Source organism: Haloferula sargassicola, assembly GCF_040362925.1.
Classification (GTDB): Bacteria; Verrucomicrobiota; Verrucomicrobiia; order Verrucomicrobiales; family Akkermansiaceae; genus Haloferula; species Haloferula sargassicola.
Genome location: NZ_BAABRI010000017.1, coordinates 111415 through 132179 on the forward strand (window position 1 = coordinate 111415; position 20765 = coordinate 132179).

A 20765-nucleotide genomic window follows, 5' to 3' on the forward strand; every position below is an offset into this window, starting at 1 on the left:
CGCTGCCGCGATGCGCTGCTTTTATTCCCAGAACCTCGAACTCCAGCTTCCTTCAGGACACCCGTTTCCGATGGAGAAATTCCGCGTGTCCAAGGACATGTTGCTCGAGGGCGGAATCCTGAAGCCGGAGGAAATCGTCGAAGTCGGCGCGGCCGAGGCGCACGTGCTCAAGCGCGTCCACGATGAGGCCTATTTGGGCCGCATCTACCGCGGGCAGCTCGATATGAAGGAGCAGATCCGGCTGGGTCTGCCGGCCACGCCGATGCTCTACCAGCGCAGCGTGACGGAGGTCGAGGCCACCCGCCAGGCCTGCCACGCCGCGCTGGAGGAGGGCGTGGCGGTCTGCCTCGCGGGCGGTTCGCACCACGCTTTCCGTGACCATGGCGAAGGCTACAGCGTGTTCAATGATGTGGCAGTGGCGGTGCAGGACCTGCAGGCGCAGCGGCCGGGCATCAAGGTGATGATCGTCGATACCGACGCACTCCAAGGAAACGGCACGGCTTCCATTTTGGCGGACGATCCGAAGGTGTTCACCTACTCGATCCACGTCGGCATGAACTCGTCGGTCACCAAGGCCCACGGCTCGCTGGACGTTGAGACGGTCCGCTACGTCGAGGGCGTCATGTATTTGAAACAGCTTTTCAGCACGCTCGCCGCGGCGCTGGATACCTTTTCGCCGGACCTCGTCATCTGGGTCGCCGGGGCCGACAACCACAGCAACGACCGGCTCGGTCAGATGTGGCTTTCCCCGGAAGACATGGAGCGGCGCGACGAGGTGTTGCTCGGAGCCTTCCTTCGCAACCGGATCCCGGTCGCCGTGCTCTATGGCGGTGGCTACAACCGTGAGTCGGAGTTCACCTCGCGGCTCCACACCCGGACGGTGGCGGTGGCGAAACGACTCTCAGACGCCCTCAGGAAATCGTGACTTCCGAAGGCAGGATCGGCGGGCGGATCGCCTTGGTGGGCGCGGGCGCGGTGGGGCTCTACTACGGGGCGCGACTGGCGCAGAACGGCGAGGACGTATCGTTTCTCCTGCGCTCGGATTACGAGGCGGTGAAGGAGCGGGGGATCGTGGTCGAGAGCGTCGATGGCGACGTCACGCTGACCGACGTGCAGGCCTACCGCACGCCCGAGGAAATCGGGGAGGTCGACTGGGTAATCGTGGCATGGAAGGCGACGGCCAATGATCTTTTTGAAAAGGTCCTGACGCCGCTGGTTGGATCGAACACGACGATTCTCACGCTGCAAAACGGGCTGGGAAACTGCGAGAAGCTGGCGGAGTTGTTCGGTCCGGAAAAGGTCGGCGGCGGGCTGTGTTTTGTCTGCATCAACCGGATCGGAGAGGCCCACGTGAGCCACACCGCGGGCGGCAAAGTGACGATCGGCGAATGGCAGCCGCAGCCCGGCATTCCGCGCGCGGAACGGCTGGCGGCGGGCTTCCGGGCGGCCGGCGTGGTTTCCTCCGCGGTGGAGAATCTGCCTGCAGCGCAGTGGCGAAAGCTCATCTGGAACATCCCTTTCAATGGCCTCGCGATCGCCGAGGGCGGCGTTACGACCGACGTCTTGCTGGAGGATCCGGCGATTGAAAAGGAGATCGCCGCCCTGATGCGCGAGGTGATCGCGGCGGCGGGAGCGCTCGGATACGAAATCGATGACGGCGTGGTCGATTTCGAGATCGGCCGCACCCGCCCGATGGGCCCCTACCGGCCGTCGAGCATGATCGATTTCGTCGACGGCAAGCCGGTCGAATACGAGGCGATCTGGGGTGAGCCCCTGCGGCGCGCCCAGGCGGCCGGCGTGCCGGTGCCGGGGTTGGAGAAACTGGCCGCGCGCATCCGGCAGAAGCTGGCTTGAGTCGAACTCCGGGCTCTCCGAAGCTCCGGGCATGGATCGACCACCACGGGGCCGCGGACAATCATGGCAGGGGAAGAAACGCCCGGCGAAAAAGGCGCCGTCGAAGGGCTGGGACCCGGTCGCGGCGTGGTATGACCAGCTGGTCGGGAAGGGAGGCTCGGACTATCACCAGCATGTCGTTTTGCCGGCGACGATGCGGATGCTCGGCGCGGTGTCTGGGAAACGCGTGCTCGACCTGTGTTGCGGGCAGGGCGTTTTGGTCGCGGACCTGCTCAAGGCGGGGGCGAAGGAGGTGGTCGGCATTGATGCCAGCCCGCGCCTGATCGAGTCGGCCAGCCGGCGGTTTGAACGGGAGAAATCGGTGAAGTTCGTGGTCGCCGACGCCTGCGCGGAAAAACCGGATTGGGCGGATGGATCCTTCGATGCCGCAGCGTGCCTGATGGCGGTCCACGACGTGCCGGACCTGCCCGCGATGGCTCGCAACGCCGCGGCGGCCTTGAAGCCGGGTGGCGAGATGGTGGCGATTTTCATGCACCCGTGTTTTCGCATCCCGCGGCAGACGCACTGGGGCTGGGATGAGGGGCGGCGCCTGCAGTATCGGCGGGTGGACCGGTATGGCGTCGAGCTGGAGATCCCGATCAAGACGCATCCGGGAAAAGGGGGCGATTCCGAGACGATGTTCTATCACCGCCCGCTGGCCGATGTGTTGAACGCCTTCGGAAAATCCGGACTGGCCGTGGTGGAAACCGAGGAGCTTTACAGCCACCGCCGTTCCCAGGCCGGCGGCATCCGCAGCAAGGGCGAGCATCGCGCCGCCCGCGAGTTCCCGATGTTTCTCGGGCTGCGGGTGGTCAAGCTGTAGGGAGAGCGGGCAAGCTGCCCGCACGAGAAGGAGTATCACCGCAGCTTCACTGATCAGCGGTTGAGTTGAGGGAGGGCGAGTTCTCGCTTTGGGAGAAAGAAGCGTGACGGGTGGGCAGCTTGCCCGCGCTCCCTACCGGCAGCAGTTCCCGCCGCAGCCTTTGGCGCGCGGCTTTTTCCGCAGGACGCGGCGAAGTACGATGGCCAGCGTAGCCAGCACGATGGCGGCGGCGGTGATGGATTGCCAGTCGTTCATTTCGAAAAAAAGATAGCTCAGAATCCGAGCAGCAGCCCGACCTGATAGACGACCACCGATGCCACGAAGGCGAAGGCCGACATGAAGACGAACTGCCCGGCGGCCCATTTCCACGATCCCGCCTCACGGGCGACCACCGCGGAGGTCGGCAGGCACTGCAGTGCATACACGTAGAACACCAGCAGGGAAACCACGCTCAGCGGCGTGAACATCGGCCGCCCGTCGGGCCAGTGGGCCTCCGCCATCTGCTCGCGGAGGCGGATCTGGTTCTCGGCATCGTCGTCGCCTTCCTCGACCTGGAACAGCTGCGCCATCGAGCCGACGAAAACCTCGCGCGCGGCGAAGGAGGTGAGGATCGCCGTGCCGGTGCGGCCGTCGAAACCCATCGGCTTGACCACCGGCTCGAGCACGTGGCTGAGGCGTCCGACCAGCGAATGCGAGAGCTGTTCGGCGCGGTCGTCGCTGTCGCTCTTGGGATAGGTTTCCGCGGCCCATAGCAGGATCATCAAGGCCAGGATCACGGTCCCCGCCTTGCGCACGAAGGCCCAGCCGCGCTCGGCGAGGTGGCGGAAAATGTAGCTCCACTGCGGCGCGCGGTAGGGCGGCAGTTCGAGAATGAAATGGCTCGGCGTTTCCTCCGGGCCGAGCCTTTTGCGCAGCAGCTTGGCGACGAGAAACGCCGTCAGCGTGCCGATGGCGTAGAGCCCGACCAGCACCAGCGCCTGTTTCCAGCCGCCCTCGCGACTGCCGAGCAGCAGCGGAATGAGCAGCAGGTAGACCGGCAGGCGCGCGGTGCAGCTCATCCACGGCGCCACGAAAAGCGTGGTCAGCCGCTCCTTGGCCGAGTCGATCGTGCGGGTGGCCATCACGCCGGGGATGGCGCAGGCATACGAGCTGAGCAGCGGCAGGAAGGCCTTTCCACTGAGCCCCACCCGCGACATGAAGCCATCCATCAGGTAGGCCGCCCGCGCCATGTAGCCGGAGCTTTCCAGCAGCCCGATGAAAAAGAACAGCATCAGGATCTGCGGCAGGAAGATGACCACCGAGCCGACGCCGCCGATCACGCCGCTGACCAGCAGGTCGCGCAGGTCACCCTCGGCCATCGCATGGGTGACGAGGCCCTCGACCCACGCCTGTAGCGACTCGATCCAGCCCATCGGGATGCCGGCGATGGAAAAAATCGCCCAGAACACCGCGAACATCACGCCCACGAAGACGAACCAGCCCCACACCGGATGCAGCAGCACAGTATCGAGCCGGTCGGAAACGGTCACGCTGTGCGCATCGGCTCGCCGGGCGGCGGTCTCGCACAGGCGGTTGATGAAATCACGGCGTCCGCTTTCGCCCTCCGGCCCGGTTGGCCAGCCGATGCTCGGCGGGGTGGCGGGGAGGGGGAAACGCAGGGCCTGTTTGAGTTCGATGAGCCCTTTGCCGGCGCGGGCCTGCATCGGCACCACGGGAACACCGAGTTCCTCGGAGATTTTCACGGGATCGAGCCGTACGCCGGTGCTTTCCGCCACGTCCACCATGTTCAGGGCGATCACTACCGGCAGCCCGGCCTCGATCACGTCCAGCGCCAGCACCAGGTGCCGCTCGAGCGCCGAGGCATCGACCACGCACACGACGAGGTCCGCGACGCCGATTTCCGCGACCTCGCCGCGGAGCACCTTCCGCGCAACCTCCTGGTCCGGAGAACTACCCCGGAGATCGTAGCATCCGGGCAGATCGACGAGGCGCACCTTGCGGCCGTGGGGCGTGCGGGTGTGGCCGGTCTTGAGATCAACGGTGACCCCGGAAAAATTCGCGACCTTGGCATTCTGGCCGGTCAGGGCGTTGAAGAGCGTCGTCTTGCCGACGTTCGGGTTGCCGACGAGCAGCACCGTCTCCTGAATTTTCGCCTCGCTCACGGCGGCATCAGGCGGGGCAGACCTTCACTTGCTCCGCCAGTTCCCGGCTGAGCGCCATGCGGGTGCCGCAGACCGAGCAGATCAGGTTGCGGCCGTGGGCGAGCTTTCGGACCTGCATCGACTCGCAAAAGCCGAGCCGGCGCAGCTGCTCACAGGCCGGGCCCGAAAGGAAGCGGATCCGGAAATCACAGCCGACGCTCGCCTGAGACAAGCTCTGCAAGGTGTCGGCTTCGAGATCGTGCGCTTCCGCGTGCAACATGACGGCGGGAAAATCCGGCAAATGAGACGGTGTTGCAATAGTAAATCCTGCGAAATCCTCAGCCATTTCTCTGAATCGCGGCAAGCAGACCGGCGCAGGCGTCCTCCACGATGTCCGCCACCCGCTCGAAGCCCCGCTGGCCGCCGTAGTAGGGATCCGGCACGTGGTCGGCCTCGGTTTCCGTGCAGAAATCGGTCAGCAGTTGGATTTTCGAGTGGAAATCCCCGCCGGAATCGAGCGCGCGGGCGTCGGCGAGGTTCTCGCGATCCGCCACCAGAATGTGATCGAACCGCTGCAAGTCGCGGGCCTGAAGCTGCCGCGCGCTGCCGTGAATCGCATATCCGCGGCTTTTCAAGGTGGCCGCCATGCGGCGGTCCGGCCCGTGACCGGCGTGGTAGCCGATGGTGCCGGCGGAATCGACCTCGATCCGATCCGCCAGCCCGGCCTCGTGGACGAGCTGGCTGAAGACGATCTCCGCGGCGGGGGAGCGGCAGATGTTTCCCATGCAAACGAAGAGGACGCGGACGGGCGGGGTGGACATGGCGGGGAGGGTGCGGGCTTTGCGGGGAAAATCCAGCGCATGACAGCGGAATCCGCGCAACTTCGCAGGCGGGGTCGGGTTGCCGCGCCATGGCCATGAATCAATCCGTCACCATCGGTGTCGCCGCCCTCCTCATCGGTGGGGTCGGCGGATTTATCGCGGGAAAATCCGGCGGCTCCGATGCCGCGGGGGATTCCGCTTCCGTCGAGCGCGATGCCAAGTTCCGGCGCGAGGCGTCGGCCGTCCATCAAGACGGCACCGCCCCCGAATCGCGGGCCCGCAGCATCAAGGAAGCCCTGCGCGAGCCCGGACAGCTGGCGCGGCTCCAGTCGCTCGTCGATCTCTACGAGGGCATGAGCCTGGAGGAACTCGCCGCCGCGGCGGATTCGCTCGATGACCTGCCGATGGCCGACCGCATCATGGCCTCCATCCTTCTTTTCAGCCGCTGGGGTGAAGCGGATCCCCAGGGCGCGCTGGCCTACAGCGAAACGATGGGCTTCGGCGGCATGTTCGCCCGTCCCACGATTCTTCGCAGCTGGGCCAGCGTGGACCCGGTCAACGCCGCCAAGTATTACGCCGAGCACCCCAACGAATTCAACGGCCCGGGCGGACGCCGGGGACCCGGTGGCGAAGGCGGTGCGGACCTGGTCGCCCGTGAGTGGGCCAAGCTGGATCCCGACGCTGCGATGGCCTGGGCCAATTCGCTGGAAGGTGACGACAAGGGCAGCGCGATGATCTCCATCGTGGGCGAGGTCGCCGCGACCGACCCGGCCAAGGCGGCGACCATGGCGGCCACGCTGACCGGCGACGACCAGATGCGGGCCTACGGCGAGATCGCGCAAAAGTGGGCGGCTGAGGATTTCTCGGCGGCCGAGAGCTGGATCCAGACCCTGAGTGGCGAAGCCAAGGACCGCGCGATGTCCGAGGCGGTGCAGGTGCTGGCCCGCACCGATCCGGATGCGGCCGCGGCCAAGCTGGCCTCCATTTCCGAAGGCGGCGCCCGCGACCGGGCGGTGGCGATCCTGGCCGGCGAAATGGCGCAAGAGGATCCGGCCGCCGCCGCGAGCTGGCTGGGCAATCAGCAGACCGGCGACTACGGCGACGCGATGCGACGGATCATGACCAATTGGACGGCGCAGGACTCGGCCGGCGCGCTGAGCTTCATCGAGGCCCAGCCGGTGGGCGAGATCCGCGACTCCGCCACCCAGACCTATTTGTGGCAGAATCAGGACGTGGAGCCGAGCCAGGCGATGTCGTTGGCGGAAGCCATCACGGACGAGCGCAACCGCGACCGCACGATCGGCATGACGGCCCGCCGCTGGATGGAGACCGATGAGACGGCGGCCCGGGCTTATGTGGAATCGAGCGACCTGCTCAGTGACCGGGCCAAACAACGCATCCTGGACGGCCGCGGTGGACCGGGGTGGGGAGGTCGCGGCCGCGGTCGCTGATCCTGGCGGATCACTCCGAAGTTTCTTCCGGGGCGGGAGCAGCGGCATCGGCCGCCTCCCGCCCTTCTTCGTCGGCAGGGGCGGTGGTCGCCGCCGGCGGGGTGCCCTTGGTCAGATCATGAAGGAATGACCGGCCCGGGTGGTCGCCCGCATAGCGGATGCTGAGTCCGAGATAGAGCGCCACGAGCGCCAATAGCAGGAAGAGAGCGGTGGGCATCGGCTTGTTGAATGCCCCCATGTCCTTGCGCAGGGCCTCGCGGTCCTGGTCGCTGACCAGCTGGTGCTTTTTCGGCATTTCCTCGAACGACTCCTCGCGGATCACCGCCGGCGGGGCGTTGTCTTCTTCGGCCAGGGCCTCCTGCTCCTCCTCGGTCAGGGTGAAATGAAATTCCACGTCGCCGAGGTAGACCTTGCGCCCGTCAAGAAGCGGGATCGTCTCACGCGGGACGCCGCTGAGCTTGGTGCCGTTGGTCGAGCCGAGGTCGCGGATCTGGAAGCCGCCGGGCATGCGCTCCATCACGGCGTGGTTCACCGATACCGAGGTGCAGTCGATGACGACGTCGTTCTCGCTGCCCCGGCCGAGCGCGACGGCTTGGCGATCCAGGCTGAAGCGGTAGGGCTGGGAGTTCTTTCCCGGTGGGGTGATCGTGACGCGAGGCATGGGTTTGGAAACGTTGGATTTCGCGGGTTTCTAGCGACGCGTGACACGATTCGCACGGAAATTCCGGGTGCGGCGGGAGATCGCGGAAATCCCGATTGCCAAGGGTGGGTCGGTTTGCTGGATTATCGGGCCATGGCGAGCGCAACGAATGTTTTGTCGAGCGGGATCGAGATCACCGGTTCCATCCGTTTCTCCAACGACATGATCATTGATGGTCAGATCGAAGGGGAGATCATCTCGGAAAAGGGCAAGGTGACCATCGGCGAGAACGCCAAGGTCAAGGGCGACATCACCGCCGGCGAAGTGAAGGTGTTCGGCAACGTCGAGGGCAAGATCACCTCCGAGCGCTGCGAGCTGAAGTCCAAGAGCCGCCTCAACGGCGACATCAAGACCAAGAACCTCTCGATGGAGGAGGGCGCCTCGCTGTCCGGCCGCACCGAGATCGGTGGTTGACCGGCGGGTCCGACCGCACTTTTTGAAAAGCGTCCCGGTCGTCGGCCGGGGCGTTTTTTATTGGCTGAAGCGCTTGCAGATCCATGCCACGCGCGCGGCCACCGATTCCAGCTCCAGCATCGTCTGGCGCTCGTCGGGATCCTGGATGAATTGCTGCGACATCACATCGCAGAGGATGGCAGGATCGTCGATGGGATCGCACATCGAGCGGAAGGCGTCGCGAACCTCGTCGGCGAAGGGTGCGAGCGCCACCTCCGCGGCTTCGCGCAGGGCCTCGACCGCCGCCGCGGCCTGGCTCTCGGGTTCGAAGACCGAAGGAATGGGCTCGATCCGGGCCGTGGGGTAGTCGCAGCCGGCCAGCCACTCGCGGAAACGCACGCGGATCACCCCGTGGAGCAGCAGGTTCGAGGTGCCGTCCTCCATTTCCCGCGAGGCGCGGACCAGCCCGATGGTGCCGATCTCCGGCGTGCAGTGGGTGGGGTCTTCGGTTTCCTCTCCGACCAGCCGTGCGACGGCGAAAAAGCAGTGGCTGGCGAGGCTTTCGTCGAGCATGGCCCGGTAGCGCGGCTCGAAGACCCGCAGCGGCAGCCCGCCGTGGGGAAACACGACGCAATCGGGCAGCAGCATGGCACCGCAGGTTTCCGGGATCTGCAGGGACGACATGGGCCGAGCTGAAGCGCGCGGCCGCCGCTTGGCAACCGCTTTCTCGGCCTTACGGACGGCGGGCCCGGGTGGTCTCGCAAGGCTCGCCGCAGTAGGGGCAGCGGAAGTGGTTGCCGAAGGCGACCCGCGTCGCCACGTAGAGGCGCGGGCTGCCGAAAACCGTGCGGCGGTGGCGCGAGTTCATGGTGGCTCCGCTCCGGCGGAGGATGGGCACATGACACAAGGGGCAGCGGACGTTTCCCGACAGGGCAAAGGCGAGCACGCCCAGCAGGACCAGGCCTCCGATCAAGCCCAGCGAGGCGACCAGGCTCGGCGAATGGCTGAACACGAACCCCCGAACCAGGCAAAAGGCAAGCCCGGCCCACAGAAGGGGTGTAAGGAGATAAAGAGTGGAGACTGCTCTCAATCGGGCAAGCGACCTTGAGCTCGAAAATCGGTGCACGCGGAGAGCTAAGTCCGGGAACGATCGTTCGTCACTATGTTTTATCCTGTTTTCCGTACAAGATATGCCTACACATGCACGAATGACCCGCGATCGCGTGGGAGCCGGATTTTTTCCGCTAGCGCCACGGCCAGCAGGTCCCATGCTGCCGGTCCGCGATGAACCGGTTCCAAAAAATCGCCCTGGCGTCCCTTCTTTCGGTCCTGCTGCTTGTGTTCGTGGGTGCCATCGTGCGCGTCACCGGCTCCGGCCTCGGCTGCCCGGACTGGCCGACCTGCTGGGGCTGCCTGATCCCTCCGTGGAAGGTGGAACAGGTCGATCTGTCGAAGATCGACTTCGACAAGTTCCAGGCCAAAGCCGCCCGTCTCGGCCGTGATCCGGCCACCGTCACGCCGGAGCACATCCTGGAGTCCTTCAACCCGCGGCATGTCTGGACCGAGTATCTGAACCGGCTGACCTCGCTCCCGGTGGGGCTCTTCGCGGTGGCCACCTTGGTCGCCGCCTTCGGCCGGCCGGGCCGCCAGCGGGTGGTGGTGGGCACCGCGATGGCGGCCCTGATCGTGATCCTGATCAATGCCTGGATGGGCGCACGGGTCGTCTACAGCGGCATCAAACCGGGCATCCTGACGGCCCACATGGCGCTGGCCATGCTGTTGATCGTGCTTCAGGTCTTCACCTTGTGGCGGGGGACGGATCGCCCGAGGCGGTTGGCGCTCGATCCCCGCCAGGCCTCCCGTCTGCGCTGGGGGGTCGGCGCGGTGATCGTGCTGGTCGTGGTGGAAGGCATCATGGGCAGCCAGATCCGCGAACTGACCGACGAAATGGCGCGTCACCACGGCGGCGAGGACCGCACGGCGTGGATCGGGGAGCTGGAGAAATCCGGCCTCTATCTGGTCCATCGCAGCTTTTCGTGGCTGATCGTGGTCGCCACCGTGGCGGGCTGGATTTTCACCCGCCGCGGAACCCACGGCCGGCCCGGCAAGGCCGCCACCCTGGCGCTGGTGCTGGTCGGCTGCCAGATGGTGCTCGGCCTGATCATGGCGCAGGTCCGCGTCCACCAGGTGGCCCAGGTGCTGCACGTGGGACTGGCCGCCATCCTGCTGGCGGCGGTCGTCCACTGGTGGCTGACGCTTTCCGGAAGGCATGCTGCAACAGCCGGTCATTGACGCCCCTCCGCTCCGGTGGATAATCCCGCCGCCCCGGCGGCTGTGGGGAGTTCGGAAAATCCGGGTTCCCGACAATCTCCGGTGGTGAACCACGGGCATGGCACCGGACCGGTGTCCCGCCCGCTTGCCACAACCGCCGCCGCGGGGCGGCCCATCCCAAAACAGACATCATGACCAACATCGCCATCAACGGATTCGGCCGCATCGGCCGCCTGGTGTTCCGCGCCCTTGTCGAACAAGGCCACCTCGGCTCCACCTTCAACGTCGTCGCCGTCGGCGACATCGTGCCGGCCGACAACCTCGCCTACCTGCTCAAGTACGACTCTACGCAGGGCAAGTTCAACGGCACCGTTTCGTCCAAAAAGTCCTCGCCGGACGTCGCCGAGGATGACGTCCTCGTCGTCAACGGCAATGAAATCAAGGTCGTCAGCGCCCGCACCCCCGAAGGCCTTCCGTGGAAGGAACTCGGTGTCGAGGTCGTGATCGAATCCACCGGCCTCTTCGTCGAGGACAAGTTGGCCCAGGGCCACATCACCGCCGGTGCCAAGAAGGTCATCATTTCCGCCCCGGCCAAGGGCGACGTCGGCACCTTCGTGCAGGGCGTCAACGACGGTGACTACGATCCGGCCACCAACCACATCGTCTCCAACGCGAGCTGCACCACCAACTGCCTCGCCCCGCTGGTCCACGTGCTCCTCAAGGAAGGCTTCGGCATTGAGGAAGGCCTCATGACCACCGTCCACTCCTACACCGCCACGCAGAAGACCGTGGACGGCCCGTCCAAGAAGGACTGGAAGGGTGGCCGCTCCGCCGCGATCAACATCATCCCGTCGACCACCGGCGCCGCCAAGGCCGTCGCGCTGGTTTGCCCGGAAGTGAAGGGCAAGCTCACCGGCATGGCCTTCCGAGTGCCGACCCCGACCGTTTCGGCCGTCGACCTCACCGTCAAGACGACCAAGGACACCTCGCTGGCCGAGATCAACGCCGCGCTGAAGAACGCGTCGGAAACCTACCTCAAGGGCATCCTCGCCTACACCGAGGACGAAGTGGTTTCCACCGACTTCATTCACGACGCGCACTCGTCGATCTACGACGCCGGCTCGTCCATCGAGCTCAACTCGCGTTTCTTCAAGCTGGTGAGCTGGTATGACAACGAATGGGGATACTCCAACCGTGTCATCGACCTGCTCGACGACATCGTGAAGAAAGGCATCTGAGCCCGCTGCGACCGAGCGGATTTGAAAAGCCCGTCCCGGAATCCGGGGCGGGCTTTTTGTTGCGGAGTGCCGCGAGTTTACCGAAAGGGGCGGCTGCCATCGGCTGCCGGACAGGGAGGTGGAGCCAGGGGCACGGGATGGCCGCTTCGAGTTCCCAAGGGTGCGTCCCGGATCTCGATGGGCCTGCAATCGCCGGAAACGTGAAATCCGCTGAACAGGAACGGGGGTTGCTTTGAGTTCGAAAAGGGGGCGGCTGCCATCGGCTGCCGGACAGGGAGGTGGAGCCGAGGGGCAGGGGATGGCCGCTTCGAGTTCCCAGAAGTGCGTCCCGGATCTCGATGGGCCTGCAATCGCCGGAAACGTGAAATCTGCTGCACAGGAGCGGGGGTTGCTCTGAGCTCGAAAAGGGGGCGGCTGCCATCGGCTGCCGGACAGGGAGGTGGAGGCAGGGTCACGGGATGGTCGCTTCGAGTTCCCAGGGGTGCGTCCCGGATCTCGTTGAGGCAGCGAATTTTCCACCGAGGGTTTCGAGTCGAGTCCAGAGACGATTTGGCCTGCGGAGGACCCCGGGTAGGTGAGGTCGGATGGCCTCGTCGAGGCGCTGAAAACCGTCCCGCTGCGGCCCCCTTGTCCGGCAGCCGAAGGCAGCCGCCCCCCTTCGCAAGCCGGAGGCTTGCGCCACTTTCATCGAGCCTGCAGGGGTTGTTCGCGGATTTCGAGGCAGCGGGTTTTGGCGGAAAGCCAGTGATCTTTCAAGCTGCCGGGCGTTTCGAAGCGAGTTGAAAGACGAACTTGGGCGGAGGTAGGCCTTGAGCGATGAAGGGTCTTGGGCGACGGAGGGTCTTGACCGGCGGAGGGCCCCGGGTAGGTGAGGTCGGAGAGCCTCGTCGAGGCGCTCAAAACCGTCCCGCTGCGGCCCCCCTGTCCGGCAGCCGAAGGCAGCCGCCCCTTTCGCAAGCCGGAGGCTTGCGCCACTTTCATCGAGCCTGCAGGGGTTGTTCGCGGATTTCGAGGCAGCGGGTTTTGGCGGAAAGCCAGTGATCTTTCAAGCTGCCGGGCGTTTCGAAGCGAGTTGAAAGACGAACTTGGGCGGAGGTAGGCCTTGAGCGATGAAGGGTCTTGGGCGACGGAGGGTCTTGACCGACGGAGGGCCCCGGGTAGGTGAGGTCGGAGAGCCTCGTCGAGGCGCTCAAAACCGTCCCGCTGCGGCCCCCCTGTCCGGCAGCCGAAGGCAGCCGCCCCTTTCGCAAGCCGGAGGCTTGCGCCACTTTCACCGAGCCTCAGGGGTTGTTCGCGGATTTCGAGGCAGCGGGTTTTGGCGGAAAGCCAGTGATCTTTCAAGCTGCCGGGCGTTTCGAAGCGAGTTGAAAGGCGAACTTGGGCGGAGGTAGGCCTTGAGCGATGAAGGGTCTTGGGCGACGGAGGGTCTTGGCCGGCGGAGGGCCCCGGGTAGGTGAGGTCGGAGGGCCTCGTCGAGGCGCTGAAAACCGTCCCGCTGCGGCCCCCCTGTCCGGCAGCCGAAGGCAGCCGCCCCCTTCGCAAGCCGGAGGCTTGCGCCGCTTTGTCATCCTTCGCTCCCAAAGCTTCCGCTCCGCAAGAAGCGCAGCGTCAGCTCGATGACCTTCCGGTTTTTCATGAGATACGGATGGGTGGCGTGCACGACCACCTGCTCCTTCATGCCCTCGACCCCGGTCCGTTTCACGGAAACCTTGCCGTCGTCCGGCCCGGCGATCATCGCGCTGTTGATCCAGTTGATGGACCGGTCGCCCGCCACCACGCCCAGTTCGAAATCGACCGCCGGCAGGAGGTTCGGGGCCGAGTCGTCCCGCGTGCCGAGCATGCCGCCGGCGGGGCCGTTGAGCTTCTTGAATAGCCGCCACTCGCCGAGCCGATCGACCACTTCGCTGCCTTGGTTCGGCGGCCCGAGCATCACCACCCGCCCGGAAAGCTTTCCCGGATGCCGCGCGAAGTAGTCGCGAATGAGAATCCCGCCCAGCGAGTGCGATACGAAGTGGACCCGCGGACACCCCGCCAGACGCGGGTCCTGCAACGCCGTCCCGAGGGTCGCCTCGCTCAGGGCCTCGATCGTGGCGGTGCGCGACGGATAGCCGCGGTTCACCACCACGTAGCCGGCGGCGGCTAGGCTCGATGCCATTTTCCTCATGCTGGCCGGCGTCCGGCACAGGCCGTGGAGCAGGATCACGCCGTCGGCGGCCCGCGCAGGGGAGGGAAGGCTCATCAGCAGCAGGGCGAGCAGGAGTTTCATCACGGAACCACACGGCGGCTCACGGGCCGGCCTTTTCCGGGCTGCCCGACTTGAACAGATGGAACAGCTCGCTGTCGGTCGAAAGGATCAGCGTGGTGTCCTTGTCGATCACGTTCTCATACACGTCCAGCGTGCGGGTGAAGTCGTAGAGGTCCTGCGCCTGCGGGGTCTGGTTGTAGGCATCGGCGTAGATCGCCGTGGCCTTGGCGTCGGCCTCACCCTTGATCTGCTGCACCTCGCGGTAGGCGGTCGACTGGATCTCGCGCAGCTCGCGCTCCATGTTGCCGAGGATCTTGGCTGCCTCGCCCGCGCCTTCGGAGCGGAACTTCTCGGCGATCTGCTCGCGCTCGGTACGCATCCGCTCGAAAATCCGGTCCTGCACCGACGGGTTGTAGTTCACCCGCTTGAAGCGCACGTCCAGCAGTTCGATGCCGAACTCCGCCAGCTTCGGTGCCGCGCGTTCCAGGATCTGCTGCTCCATCGCGTTGCGGCCCACGTGGATCGGCTTCAGCACGCCGATGTTGCCGGTCATGTCGGCCTCGGCGATTTCCTCGGATTCCAGCGGCTTGCGGTCCTTCGTCGTGCGGACCACCTCGATCAGCTCGTGCTTGGCCACCGCGTTGCGGGTTTCCGAGCCGAGGATGTCGTCGAGGCGTGACTGCGCACTGCGCTCGTTCTTCAGGCGCTCGAAATATTTCAGCGGATCGGCGATCCGCCAGCGGCCGAAGGTGTCGACCCGGATGTAGGTCTTGTCCTTGGTCGGCATCTCGTTCGGCGTCCCGTCCCAGTCGAGGATCCGGCGGTCGAACACGTTCACCTTCTGGATGAAGGGCGTCTTGAAATGAAGGCCCGCTTCGATCTGGGCACCGCCGACCGGCTTGCCGAACTGGGTGATGATCGCCTGTTGCGCTTCGTTGATGGTGTAGATCGACGAGTTCAGCAGCACGATGAGTGCGAGAACGACGATGGCGGCCAGGCAGCCGATGCCGGCGGTTTTCGGGGAAGGATTCATCGCTTGGCGGGGGCTTGGAGGTTGTCGAGGTTGAGCAGCGGCAGCACTTGGGTGGCCTCCTCGTCGAGGATCACCTTGCGGCCGAGCCGGGGAATCACGTGGCCCATGGTCTCGAGGTAGAGCCGGCGCTTGGTCACCGCCGGGGCCTTCACGTACTCGTTGTAGAGGGCGTTGAAACGCGCGGCATCCCCCTCGGCTTCGTTGATCCGCTGGCTGGCGTAGCCGCGGGCGTCGCTGATCTGTCGCTGGGCCTCGCCCCGCGCCTTGGGCACCTGCTTGTTGTAGAGGCCGTTGGCCTGGTTGATCGATTTCTCACGTTCCTGTTGCGCTTGGTTGACCTCGTTGAACGAAGCCTGCACCGGCCGCGGCGGATCCACATTCTTGAGCTGGACCTGGTCGATCCGCAGGCCCATGGCGAACTTGTCCACCAGCGCCTGCAGCTTCTCGAGCGTTTCGGTTTCAATCTCCTGCCGGCCGATCGTCAGCACCTCGTCCACGGTGCGGTCGCCGACCGCCTCGCGCATGACCGACTCCGAGGCGTCGCGCAGCGTTTCGTCCGGATCGCGCACGCTGAAAAGATACTCCTTGGGGTCGTCGATCCGGAATTGCACCACCCATTCGACCAGCGCCGCATTCAGGTCGCCGGTCACCATCTGCATCTCCAGTTGCTGTTCCTGCGGAGCCGAGGCCTGGAAACGATAGGTGGCGCCGGGTGTGGAAAAGCCGAATTCCTGCTTCATCTGCCGCCGCACGGCGACCTTCTGCACCCGGTCGATCCCGAACGGCATCTTGAAACGCAGTCCTGGCTCAGTGGTGCCGACGTACTTGCCGAACCGCAGCACCACCCCGACTTCCTCGGCCTCGACCTGATAGAACGACGTCCACGCCCCGATCACCAGCAGCAGGGCGACGGGGGCCGCCAGGACGGCTTTGCCGGGGAGGTGGATTTTCGGCACGGTGATCACTTTGGGGGATCGGCCGCGGCGCGGCGGGAGGTCGGGTGGTCCTTGGGGTGCTGCCATCGTGGGAGAGGAAAAGTTCGGGAGCATCCTGCAATCCCACTCCGCCAGCGGCGAGTGGAAATCCCGACTGCAAATGGAAACGCCGCGCCCGACTCCGGATTGTGGAAAAACGTGGGGAGAAATGAGAACAAGAGTTGGCTGGAAACAATCCTGCGTTCCAATCGATCCCTCCAATCGTTTTCCAACATGGATGTGAATAAACCGCTAAGCCGCTACTGATAAGTAAAACGTCAAAGTTTTCCCGAAAAATCTGGGCCAATCAGCTCTCGGCGGGCTACGCGACTCACCCAAACGCGTGGGAACGATTTGCTCGAACAAGGCCTCGTTTGAATCAAAAACGACGATTCCTCGGCGGGGCCGATCGGCAGGCATTTCCGTGCGCGGCAGGCGGAGACTTGCGCGGAAGGGGCGGGCGGCCCCACAAACGGGTGTGAGATTTGCGGGTCTGTTGTTGCCGGTTTTCAGCGTGCGTCGCGATGGCGACCTCGGCATCGGCGACACCCGGGGCCTGACCGAGTGGATCGACCTCTGCGCGGACCATGAGGTGGGCTTCGTGCAGCTGCTTCCGATCCATGAGATGGGTCTCGATGACAGCCCCTACAACGCGATCTCGTCGGTGGCTCTGGAGCCGCTTTTCCTGACCATGGAAGAAGTGCCGGGCATCGATCTGGCGGAGCTCGATCGGGCCCGGCAGGGGGTCGGAGCGGGGGAGGTCGACTATGCCACCGTGCGCTCGGCGAAGGGAGGCCTGCTGGAATCGGCCTGGACCCGGTGGCCGCAGCAGGCCGGCGGGCTTCGCCCGGAGTTTGCTCGTTTCTGCCGGGAAGAGGAGGGCTGGCTGGCCGACTACACCGTGTTTCGCGTGCTGATGGAGGAGTGCCAAACGGCGGCTTGGGAGCAATGGCCGGAGCCGCTGAAGGAGGTTCACGAGGCGCGCTCGGCCGCCACGGCGAGGCCGGAGCGGCTCGACTACTTCGCCTGGCTCCAGTGGCTTATTTTTCGCCAGTGGCGGCAGGTCCGGGCCCATGCGGACCGCCGCGGCGTGCGGCTGATGGGGGACATTCCGATCGGAGTCAGCCGCTCGTCGGCCGATGTGTTCTTTCACCGCGACGATTTCGATCTCGGCTGGTGCGGCGGCGCGCCGCCGGAGCGGATGTTCGAGCACGATGAATTCATCCGCAAGTGGGGCCAGAACTGGGGCATTCCGCTTTACCACTGGGACAGGATGCGGGCTGGGAACTTTCCCTGGTGGCGGCGCCGGATCGGCAAACTGACCGATGTTTTTCACCTCTTCCGCATCGACCACGTGCTCGGCTTTTACCGCATCTACGCCTTCCCGTGGACGCCCGATCGCAACGGCGAGTTCCTCGCCCTCAATGGCGCCGAGGCGGCTGAAAAGACCGGCGGCCTGCTGCCCCGCTGGGTCCCGCGTCCGGACGACTACGAGACCAATCGCCAGGCCAACCTCGCGGACGGCGACCGCCGCCTGCGGATGGTGCAGGAAGCAGCCGGCGGAGCCGAAGTGGTGGCCGAGGACCTCGGCTGCGTGCCCGGCTACGTCCGGCCCCACCTCACCACCCTGGGCATTCCCGGCTTCCGCATTCCTCACTGGGATCTGGACGAGGAAAAGAACGTCATCCCCGGCGACCAGCTGCCCGAGTGCTCGTTCGCTACTTACGCCACTCATGATCACGATTCGATCCCGGCGATGTGGGAGGGCTTCCGTCGGCGGGCGGCGGAGAACCCGGCTGGCGGTTGCGCCGGGCGGGTCGAAACCGCATGGCAAGCGCTGGCTGACTTTGCCGGCATCCAGCCGGAAGGAGCCTTTGGAGACGATGTCCTCTGGCCTTTGGTCGAGGCCCTGATGGCCTGTCGCTCGCGCTACGCAGCGATCATGATCACCGACCTCTACCGCCTGTCGGCCCGCATCAACCAGCCTGGCACCCTCGGCGGGCGGAACTGGAGTTTCCGCGTCGCTGACACCGCCGCCCGCAGTGCGAAACGACCGCAGTGGGCGAAGTGGCGGGAGGCGATCCAAAAATCGAACCGGGGACTCTCGAAATGAAGCCACTCATCCTCATCGCCGCTGGGCTGCTCGCTCCGGCCGCCGCCCAGGACCCGTGGGGCGAGCGTCTCGCCTCGGTTTTTTCCTCCCGGCTGGGCGAGATCCGTCAGGAGGTCGCGCGTCTGGAGGCCGCCACCGAGGGACTGCCGCGGGTGCCGATCGATGACCAAGGCGGCAGCGGCGGATTCGCCACCCAGCATCCTCGCGAGCTGCCCGACGATCAGGATCGGCACGCGGTGGAGATCCGGTGGGGCTCGCTCGCCGCAGTCGATGAGGTCGTGCTCGTCCCGGCCCGCCGCTACGATGCCCAAGGCCTCGAGCCGCAGTTCGGCATGCCGGACTCCGTGCGGGTCGTGGGTCTCGGCGATGATGGAAACGAACAATTGTTGGGCGAATGTTCCGGCCTCTGGGCCGAGCCGGTCCGTGCCGGTCATCCGATCCGTTTCACGCTCCTGCAGCCTGTACCAGCTTCGGGCGTAAGAATCGAAGCAGGGCGTTTGCCCGCCGACCCTGACGAAGGCAGCAAGTTCATTCTTGCATGGTCGGAATGCCTCGTTTTCGCCGAGGGCCGGAACGTGGCGTCGAATGCCAAGGTCACGGCGCTGGCCGGGATCACCCCGCCCGCCCCCTGGCAGTGGTCGCCCGCCTTCTTGGTCGATGGGCAGACCCCTCTCGGGCTGCCGGAGGGTGATGATGAAGGCCACGTCAATGTCGGCTGGCTATCCAAAGCGCTGCCCTCCGCCGAGGCATCGGTGGAGCTGGAAATCGATCTCGGCAGGCCGGTCACCATTGACCACCTGCGCCTGTTTCCCGCCAAGCGCCCCACCCCCGACCTGCCGAGCGGCTTTGGTTTTCCGCAGCAACTCGAAGTCACGCTGGCCCGCGACCGTGGGTCGCTCGGGCGGGTCGACGGCGAGACCTTCGACATCCGCAATCCCGGCCACAATCCGGTCGTCCTGAAGGCCGCGGGTGACGGAGTCCGCTTCGTCCGCCTGCGCGCCACCCGCCTGTGGAAGCCCTTCGACAACTACCCGGCTTTCTGCGCCTTCAGCGAAATCGAGGTCCTCGACGACACCACCAACGTCGCCCTCGGAGCCCGCATTCGCAGTGCCGACGGCATGGGCAACGTGGTGGCACCGGGGGGCCGCTACTGGAGTTCGCAGAGCCTGACCGACGGCTTTGGTCCCGAAGGCCGCATCATCCCGGTCCAGCAATGGCTCGACCGCCTCGACCAACGCCGGGACTTGGAGCTGCAGGCCTACCGTCTGGGCGAGGAAGCCCGCGGGATCGTCCGTCGTTGGCGGAATCTCGGCCTCTGGACGGTGGTGCTGGCCAGCGCGGTCGGGGCTCTGTTGTTGGTGGTCCTGCCGATCCGTTTCCGCATCCGCGAAAAAAAGAAACTGCTGGAGGTCCGCGAGCGCATCGCCGGCGACCTGCACGACGAGGTGGGGAGCAACCTCGGCAGCATCCAGATGTTCGCCGACCTCGCGGAAACCCGCGGAGGGGCGACCGACGAGCTGAAACGCATCCAGCGCATCGCCTCGGAAACCGTCAGCGCCGTGCGCGACATCGTCTGGCTGCTGCGACCCGGCGGCGCCCACCGCATCGGCACCGTCGAGCACCTGCGCGAGACCGCTTCCATCATGCTCGAACGGCTCGACTGGCATTTCACTGCCGACGAAGCCGCTTGGGAGGTCGAGCTGTCCGACGACGCCAACCGCCATCTTTTCCTCTACTTCCGCGAGGCGCTGCACAACATCCTGCGCCACGCCAACGCCGCCCAAGTGTGGATAAACATCAGCGATGGAAACGGCCGATTGAATCTCACGATTACGGATGACGGCGTGGGAATTCCTGTGGAAAAGCGGGAGCGTCCCGCGACCCTCCGGGCGCTGCGGCAGCGCTCGGAGTCGCTCGGCGGGAGTTTCATCTTTGAGTGTGGCGAAGACGGCGGCACCACTCTCAGGCTCGGCTTCCCCCTCACCCCAAAGCCACGATAAAGTCAGTGGTGGATGTCAGGTGGACCCCGAAGTGGCGGTATAGGCCCGCCACTGGCTGCCCGTAGTTCCGCCTTCAGGCGGTTGCGGAGCCCGGGTCGCCTGCCAGCGAAACCGCCTGAAGGCGGAACAACGTACAGCCCGCGGCGGAGTCGGTGGTGGATGTCGGGCGGACCCCGAAGTGGCGGTATAGGCCCGCCACTGGCTGCCCGTAGTTCCGCCTTCAGGCGGTTGCGGAGCCCGGGTCGCCTACCAGCGAAACCGCCTGAAGGCGGAACAACGTACAGCCCGAGGCGGAGTCGGTGGTGGATGTCGGGCGGACCCCGAAGTGGCGGTATAGGCCCGCCACTGGCTGCCCGTAGTTCCGCCTTCAGGCGGTTGCGAAGCCCGGGTCACCTGCCAGCGAAACCGCCTGAAGGCGGAACAACGTACAGCCCGCGGCGGAGTCGGTGGTGGATGTCAGGTGGACCCCGAAGTGGCGGTGAAGGCCGCCACTGGCTGCCCGTAGTTCCGCCTTCAGGCGGTTGCGGAGCCCGGGTCGCCTACCAGCGAAACCGCCTGAAGGCGGAACAACGTACAGCCCGCGGCGGAGTCGGTGGTGGATGTCAGGTGGACCCCGAAGTGGCGGTGAAGGCCGCCACTGGCTGCCCGTAGTTCCGCCTTCAGGCGGTT

At 65.7% G+C, this 20765-nt stretch carries 19 protein-coding genes; 9 read left to right on the forward strand and 10 right to left on the reverse strand.

All coding sequences use genetic code 11. From position 1 onward, the window contains the following. Positions 1-10: 10 nt before the first annotated feature. Genes ABXH26_RS15015 through ABXH26_RS15025 form a run of 3 tightly spaced genes read left to right on the forward strand, consistent with a single transcriptional unit; the run spans position 11 to position 2716 of the window. Positions 11-925, forward strand: a complete 915-nt coding sequence (locus ABXH26_RS15015; RefSeq protein ID WP_353567907.1) for a histone deacetylase family protein — start codon at positions 11-13, stop codon at positions 923-925. Continuing rightward, the gene (locus ABXH26_RS15020; protein ID WP_353567908.1) at positions 922-1854 is read left to right on the forward strand and encodes a 2-dehydropantoate 2-reductase; all 933 of its coding nucleotides are present in this window, start codon (positions 922-924) and stop codon (positions 1852-1854) included. Before ABXH26_RS15015 ends, ABXH26_RS15020 begins: the two co-directional genes overlap by 4 nt. Before the next feature lie 31 nt (positions 1855-1885). Further along, positions 1886-2716, forward strand: a complete 831-nt coding sequence (locus ABXH26_RS15025; RefSeq protein ID WP_353567909.1) for a class I SAM-dependent methyltransferase — start codon at positions 1886-1888, stop codon at positions 2714-2716. 132 nt (positions 2717-2848) lie between these two features. Here ABXH26_RS15025 and ABXH26_RS15030 read toward each other — a convergent pair whose 3' ends face one another. Genes ABXH26_RS15030 through ABXH26_RS15045 form a run of 4 tightly spaced genes read right to left on the reverse strand, consistent with a single transcriptional unit; the run spans position 2849 to position 5678 of the window. Then, on the reverse strand, positions 2849-2971 hold the full coding sequence (locus tag ABXH26_RS15030; RefSeq protein WP_353567910.1) for a FeoB-associated Cys-rich membrane protein: 123 nt from the start codon (positions 2969-2971) through the stop codon (positions 2849-2851). Positions 2972-2988: 17 nt separating this feature from the next. After that, positions 2989-4878, reverse strand: a complete 1890-nt coding sequence (gene feoB, locus ABXH26_RS15035; RefSeq protein ID WP_353567911.1) for a ferrous iron transporter B — start codon at positions 4876-4878, stop codon at positions 2989-2991. Positions 4879-4885: 7 nt separating this feature from the next. Next, on the reverse strand, positions 4886-5203 hold the full coding sequence (locus ABXH26_RS15040; RefSeq protein WP_353567912.1) for a FeoA family protein: 318 nt from the start codon (positions 5201-5203) through the stop codon (positions 4886-4888). Then, positions 5196-5678 (reverse strand): low molecular weight protein-tyrosine-phosphatase, encoded by a 483-nt coding sequence (locus ABXH26_RS15045; RefSeq protein ID WP_353567913.1) that lies wholly within the window; start codon positions 5676-5678, stop codon positions 5196-5198. Before ABXH26_RS15045 ends, ABXH26_RS15040 begins: the two co-directional genes overlap by 8 nt. 95 nt (positions 5679-5773) lie before the next feature. Here ABXH26_RS15045 and ABXH26_RS15050 point away from each other — a divergent pair, with 95 nt between their 5' ends. Beyond that, on the forward strand, positions 5774-7129 hold the full coding sequence (locus ABXH26_RS15050) for a hypothetical protein (RefSeq protein WP_353567914.1): 1356 nt from the start codon (positions 5774-5776) through the stop codon (positions 7127-7129). Between the two features lie 10 nt (positions 7130-7139). Here ABXH26_RS15050 and ABXH26_RS15055 read toward each other — a convergent pair whose 3' ends face one another. Further along, entirely contained in the window at positions 7140-7790 is a 651-nt protein-coding gene (locus ABXH26_RS15055) for an FHA domain-containing protein (protein WP_353567915.1), read from the reverse strand. Positions 7791-7922: 132 nt separating this feature from the next. On the opposite strand from ABXH26_RS15055, the gene ABXH26_RS15060 reads away from it, so the two are divergent. Further along, complete coding sequence (locus tag ABXH26_RS15060) at positions 7923-8243, forward strand: bactofilin family protein (protein WP_353567916.1); 321 nt, start codon at positions 7923-7925, stop codon at positions 8241-8243. Between the two features lie 57 nt (positions 8244-8300). Here the strand turns inward: ABXH26_RS15060 and ABXH26_RS15065 are convergent, their stop codons facing one another. Together ABXH26_RS15065 and ABXH26_RS15070 are read right to left on the reverse strand one after the other, a co-directional pair. After that, positions 8301-8906, reverse strand: coding sequence for an LON peptidase substrate-binding domain-containing protein (locus tag ABXH26_RS15065; RefSeq protein ID WP_353567917.1), 606 nt, complete (start codon positions 8904-8906; stop codon positions 8301-8303). 49 nt (positions 8907-8955) lie between these two features. Continuing rightward, entirely contained in the window at positions 8956-9234 is a 279-nt protein-coding gene (locus ABXH26_RS15070) for a hypothetical protein (protein WP_353567918.1), read from the reverse strand. Between the two features lie 272 nt (positions 9235-9506). Here ABXH26_RS15070 and ABXH26_RS15075 point away from each other — a divergent pair, with 272 nt between their 5' ends. Together ABXH26_RS15075 and gap are read left to right on the forward strand one after the other, a co-directional pair. After that, a complete protein-coding gene (locus ABXH26_RS15075; RefSeq protein ID WP_353567919.1) occupies positions 9507-10514 on the forward strand; it encodes a COX15/CtaA family protein in 1008 nt (335 codons plus the stop codon). A 170-nt stretch (positions 10515-10684) separates the two neighbouring features. Then, complete coding sequence (gene gap, locus ABXH26_RS15080; protein ID WP_434783431.1) at positions 10685-11731, forward strand: type I glyceraldehyde-3-phosphate dehydrogenase; 1047 nt, start codon at positions 10685-10687, stop codon at positions 11729-11731. Between the two features lie 1564 nt (positions 11732-13295). Here gap and ABXH26_RS15085 read toward each other — a convergent pair. Genes ABXH26_RS15085 through hflK form a run of 3 tightly spaced genes read right to left on the reverse strand, consistent with a single transcriptional unit; the run spans position 13296 to position 15965 of the window. Next, positions 13296-13997: an alpha/beta fold hydrolase gene (locus ABXH26_RS15085; RefSeq protein ID WP_353567920.1), complete on the reverse strand. Its 702-nt coding sequence runs from the start codon at positions 13995-13997 to the stop codon at positions 13296-13298. A 19-nt stretch (positions 13998-14016) separates the two neighbouring features. Then, complete coding sequence (gene hflC / locus ABXH26_RS15090) at positions 14017-15009, reverse strand: protease modulator HflC (RefSeq protein ID WP_353567921.1); 993 nt, start codon at positions 15007-15009, stop codon at positions 14017-14019. Then, positions 15006-15965, reverse strand: a complete 960-nt coding sequence (gene hflK, locus ABXH26_RS15095; protein WP_434783432.1) for an FtsH protease activity modulator HflK — start codon at positions 15963-15965, stop codon at positions 15006-15008. The genes hflC and hflK overlap by 4 nt, the downstream gene beginning before the upstream one ends. Before the next feature lie 496 nt (positions 15966-16461). On the opposite strand from hflK, the gene ABXH26_RS15100 reads away from it, so the two are divergent. Continuing rightward, a complete protein-coding gene (locus ABXH26_RS15100; RefSeq protein WP_353567922.1) occupies positions 16462-18096 on the forward strand; it encodes a 4-alpha-glucanotransferase in 1635 nt (544 codons plus the stop codon). Then, entirely contained in the window at positions 18093-20096 is a 2004-nt protein-coding gene (locus ABXH26_RS15105; protein WP_353567923.1) for a sensor histidine kinase, read from the forward strand. The genes ABXH26_RS15100 and ABXH26_RS15105 overlap by 4 nt, the downstream gene beginning before the upstream one ends. Positions 20097-20765: the final 669 nt, after the last annotated feature.

Coding starts and splice junctions, on each gene's coding strand:
- ABXH26_RS15015 (WP_353567907.1), top strand. CDS start 11: ATGCGCTGCTTTTATTCCCAGAACCTCGAACTCCAGCTTCCTTCAGGA.
- ABXH26_RS15085 (WP_353567920.1), bottom strand. CDS start 13,997: ATGAAACTCCTGCTCGCCCTGCTGCTGATGAGCCTTCCCTCCCCTGCG.
- ABXH26_RS15075 (WP_353567919.1), top strand. CDS start 9,507: ATGAACCGGTTCCAAAAAATCGCCCTGGCGTCCCTTCTTTCGGTCCTG.
- ABXH26_RS15060 (WP_353567916.1), top strand. CDS start 7,923: ATGGCGAGCGCAACGAATGTTTTGTCGAGCGGGATCGAGATCACCGGT.
- ABXH26_RS15045 (WP_353567913.1), bottom strand. CDS start 5,678: ATGTCCACCCCGCCCGTCCGCGTCCTCTTCGTTTGCATGGGAAACATC.
- ABXH26_RS15105 (WP_353567923.1), top strand. CDS start 18,093: ATGAAGCCACTCATCCTCATCGCCGCTGGGCTGCTCGCTCCGGCCGCC.
- ABXH26_RS15040 (WP_353567912.1), bottom strand. CDS start 5,203: ATGGCTGAGGATTTCGCAGGATTTACTATTGCAACACCGTCTCATTTG.
- ABXH26_RS15055 (WP_353567915.1), bottom strand. CDS start 7,790: ATGCCTCGCGTCACGATCACCCCACCGGGAAAGAACTCCCAGCCCTAC.
- gap (WP_434783431.1), top strand. CDS start 10,685: ATGACCAACATCGCCATCAACGGATTCGGCCGCATCGGCCGCCTGGTG.
- ABXH26_RS15025 (WP_353567909.1), top strand. CDS start 1,886: ATGGATCGACCACCACGGGGCCGCGGACAATCATGGCAGGGGAAGAAA.
- ABXH26_RS15065 (WP_353567917.1), bottom strand. CDS start 8,906: ATGTCGTCCCTGCAGATCCCGGAAACCTGCGGTGCCATGCTGCTGCCC.
- ABXH26_RS15030 (WP_353567910.1), bottom strand. CDS start 2,971: ATGAACGACTGGCAATCCATCACCGCCGCCGCCATCGTGCTGGCTACG.
- hflC (WP_353567921.1), bottom strand. CDS start 15,009: ATGAATCCTTCCCCGAAAACCGCCGGCATCGGCTGCCTGGCCGCCATC.
- ABXH26_RS15050 (WP_353567914.1), top strand. CDS start 5,774: ATGAATCAATCCGTCACCATCGGTGTCGCCGCCCTCCTCATCGGTGGG.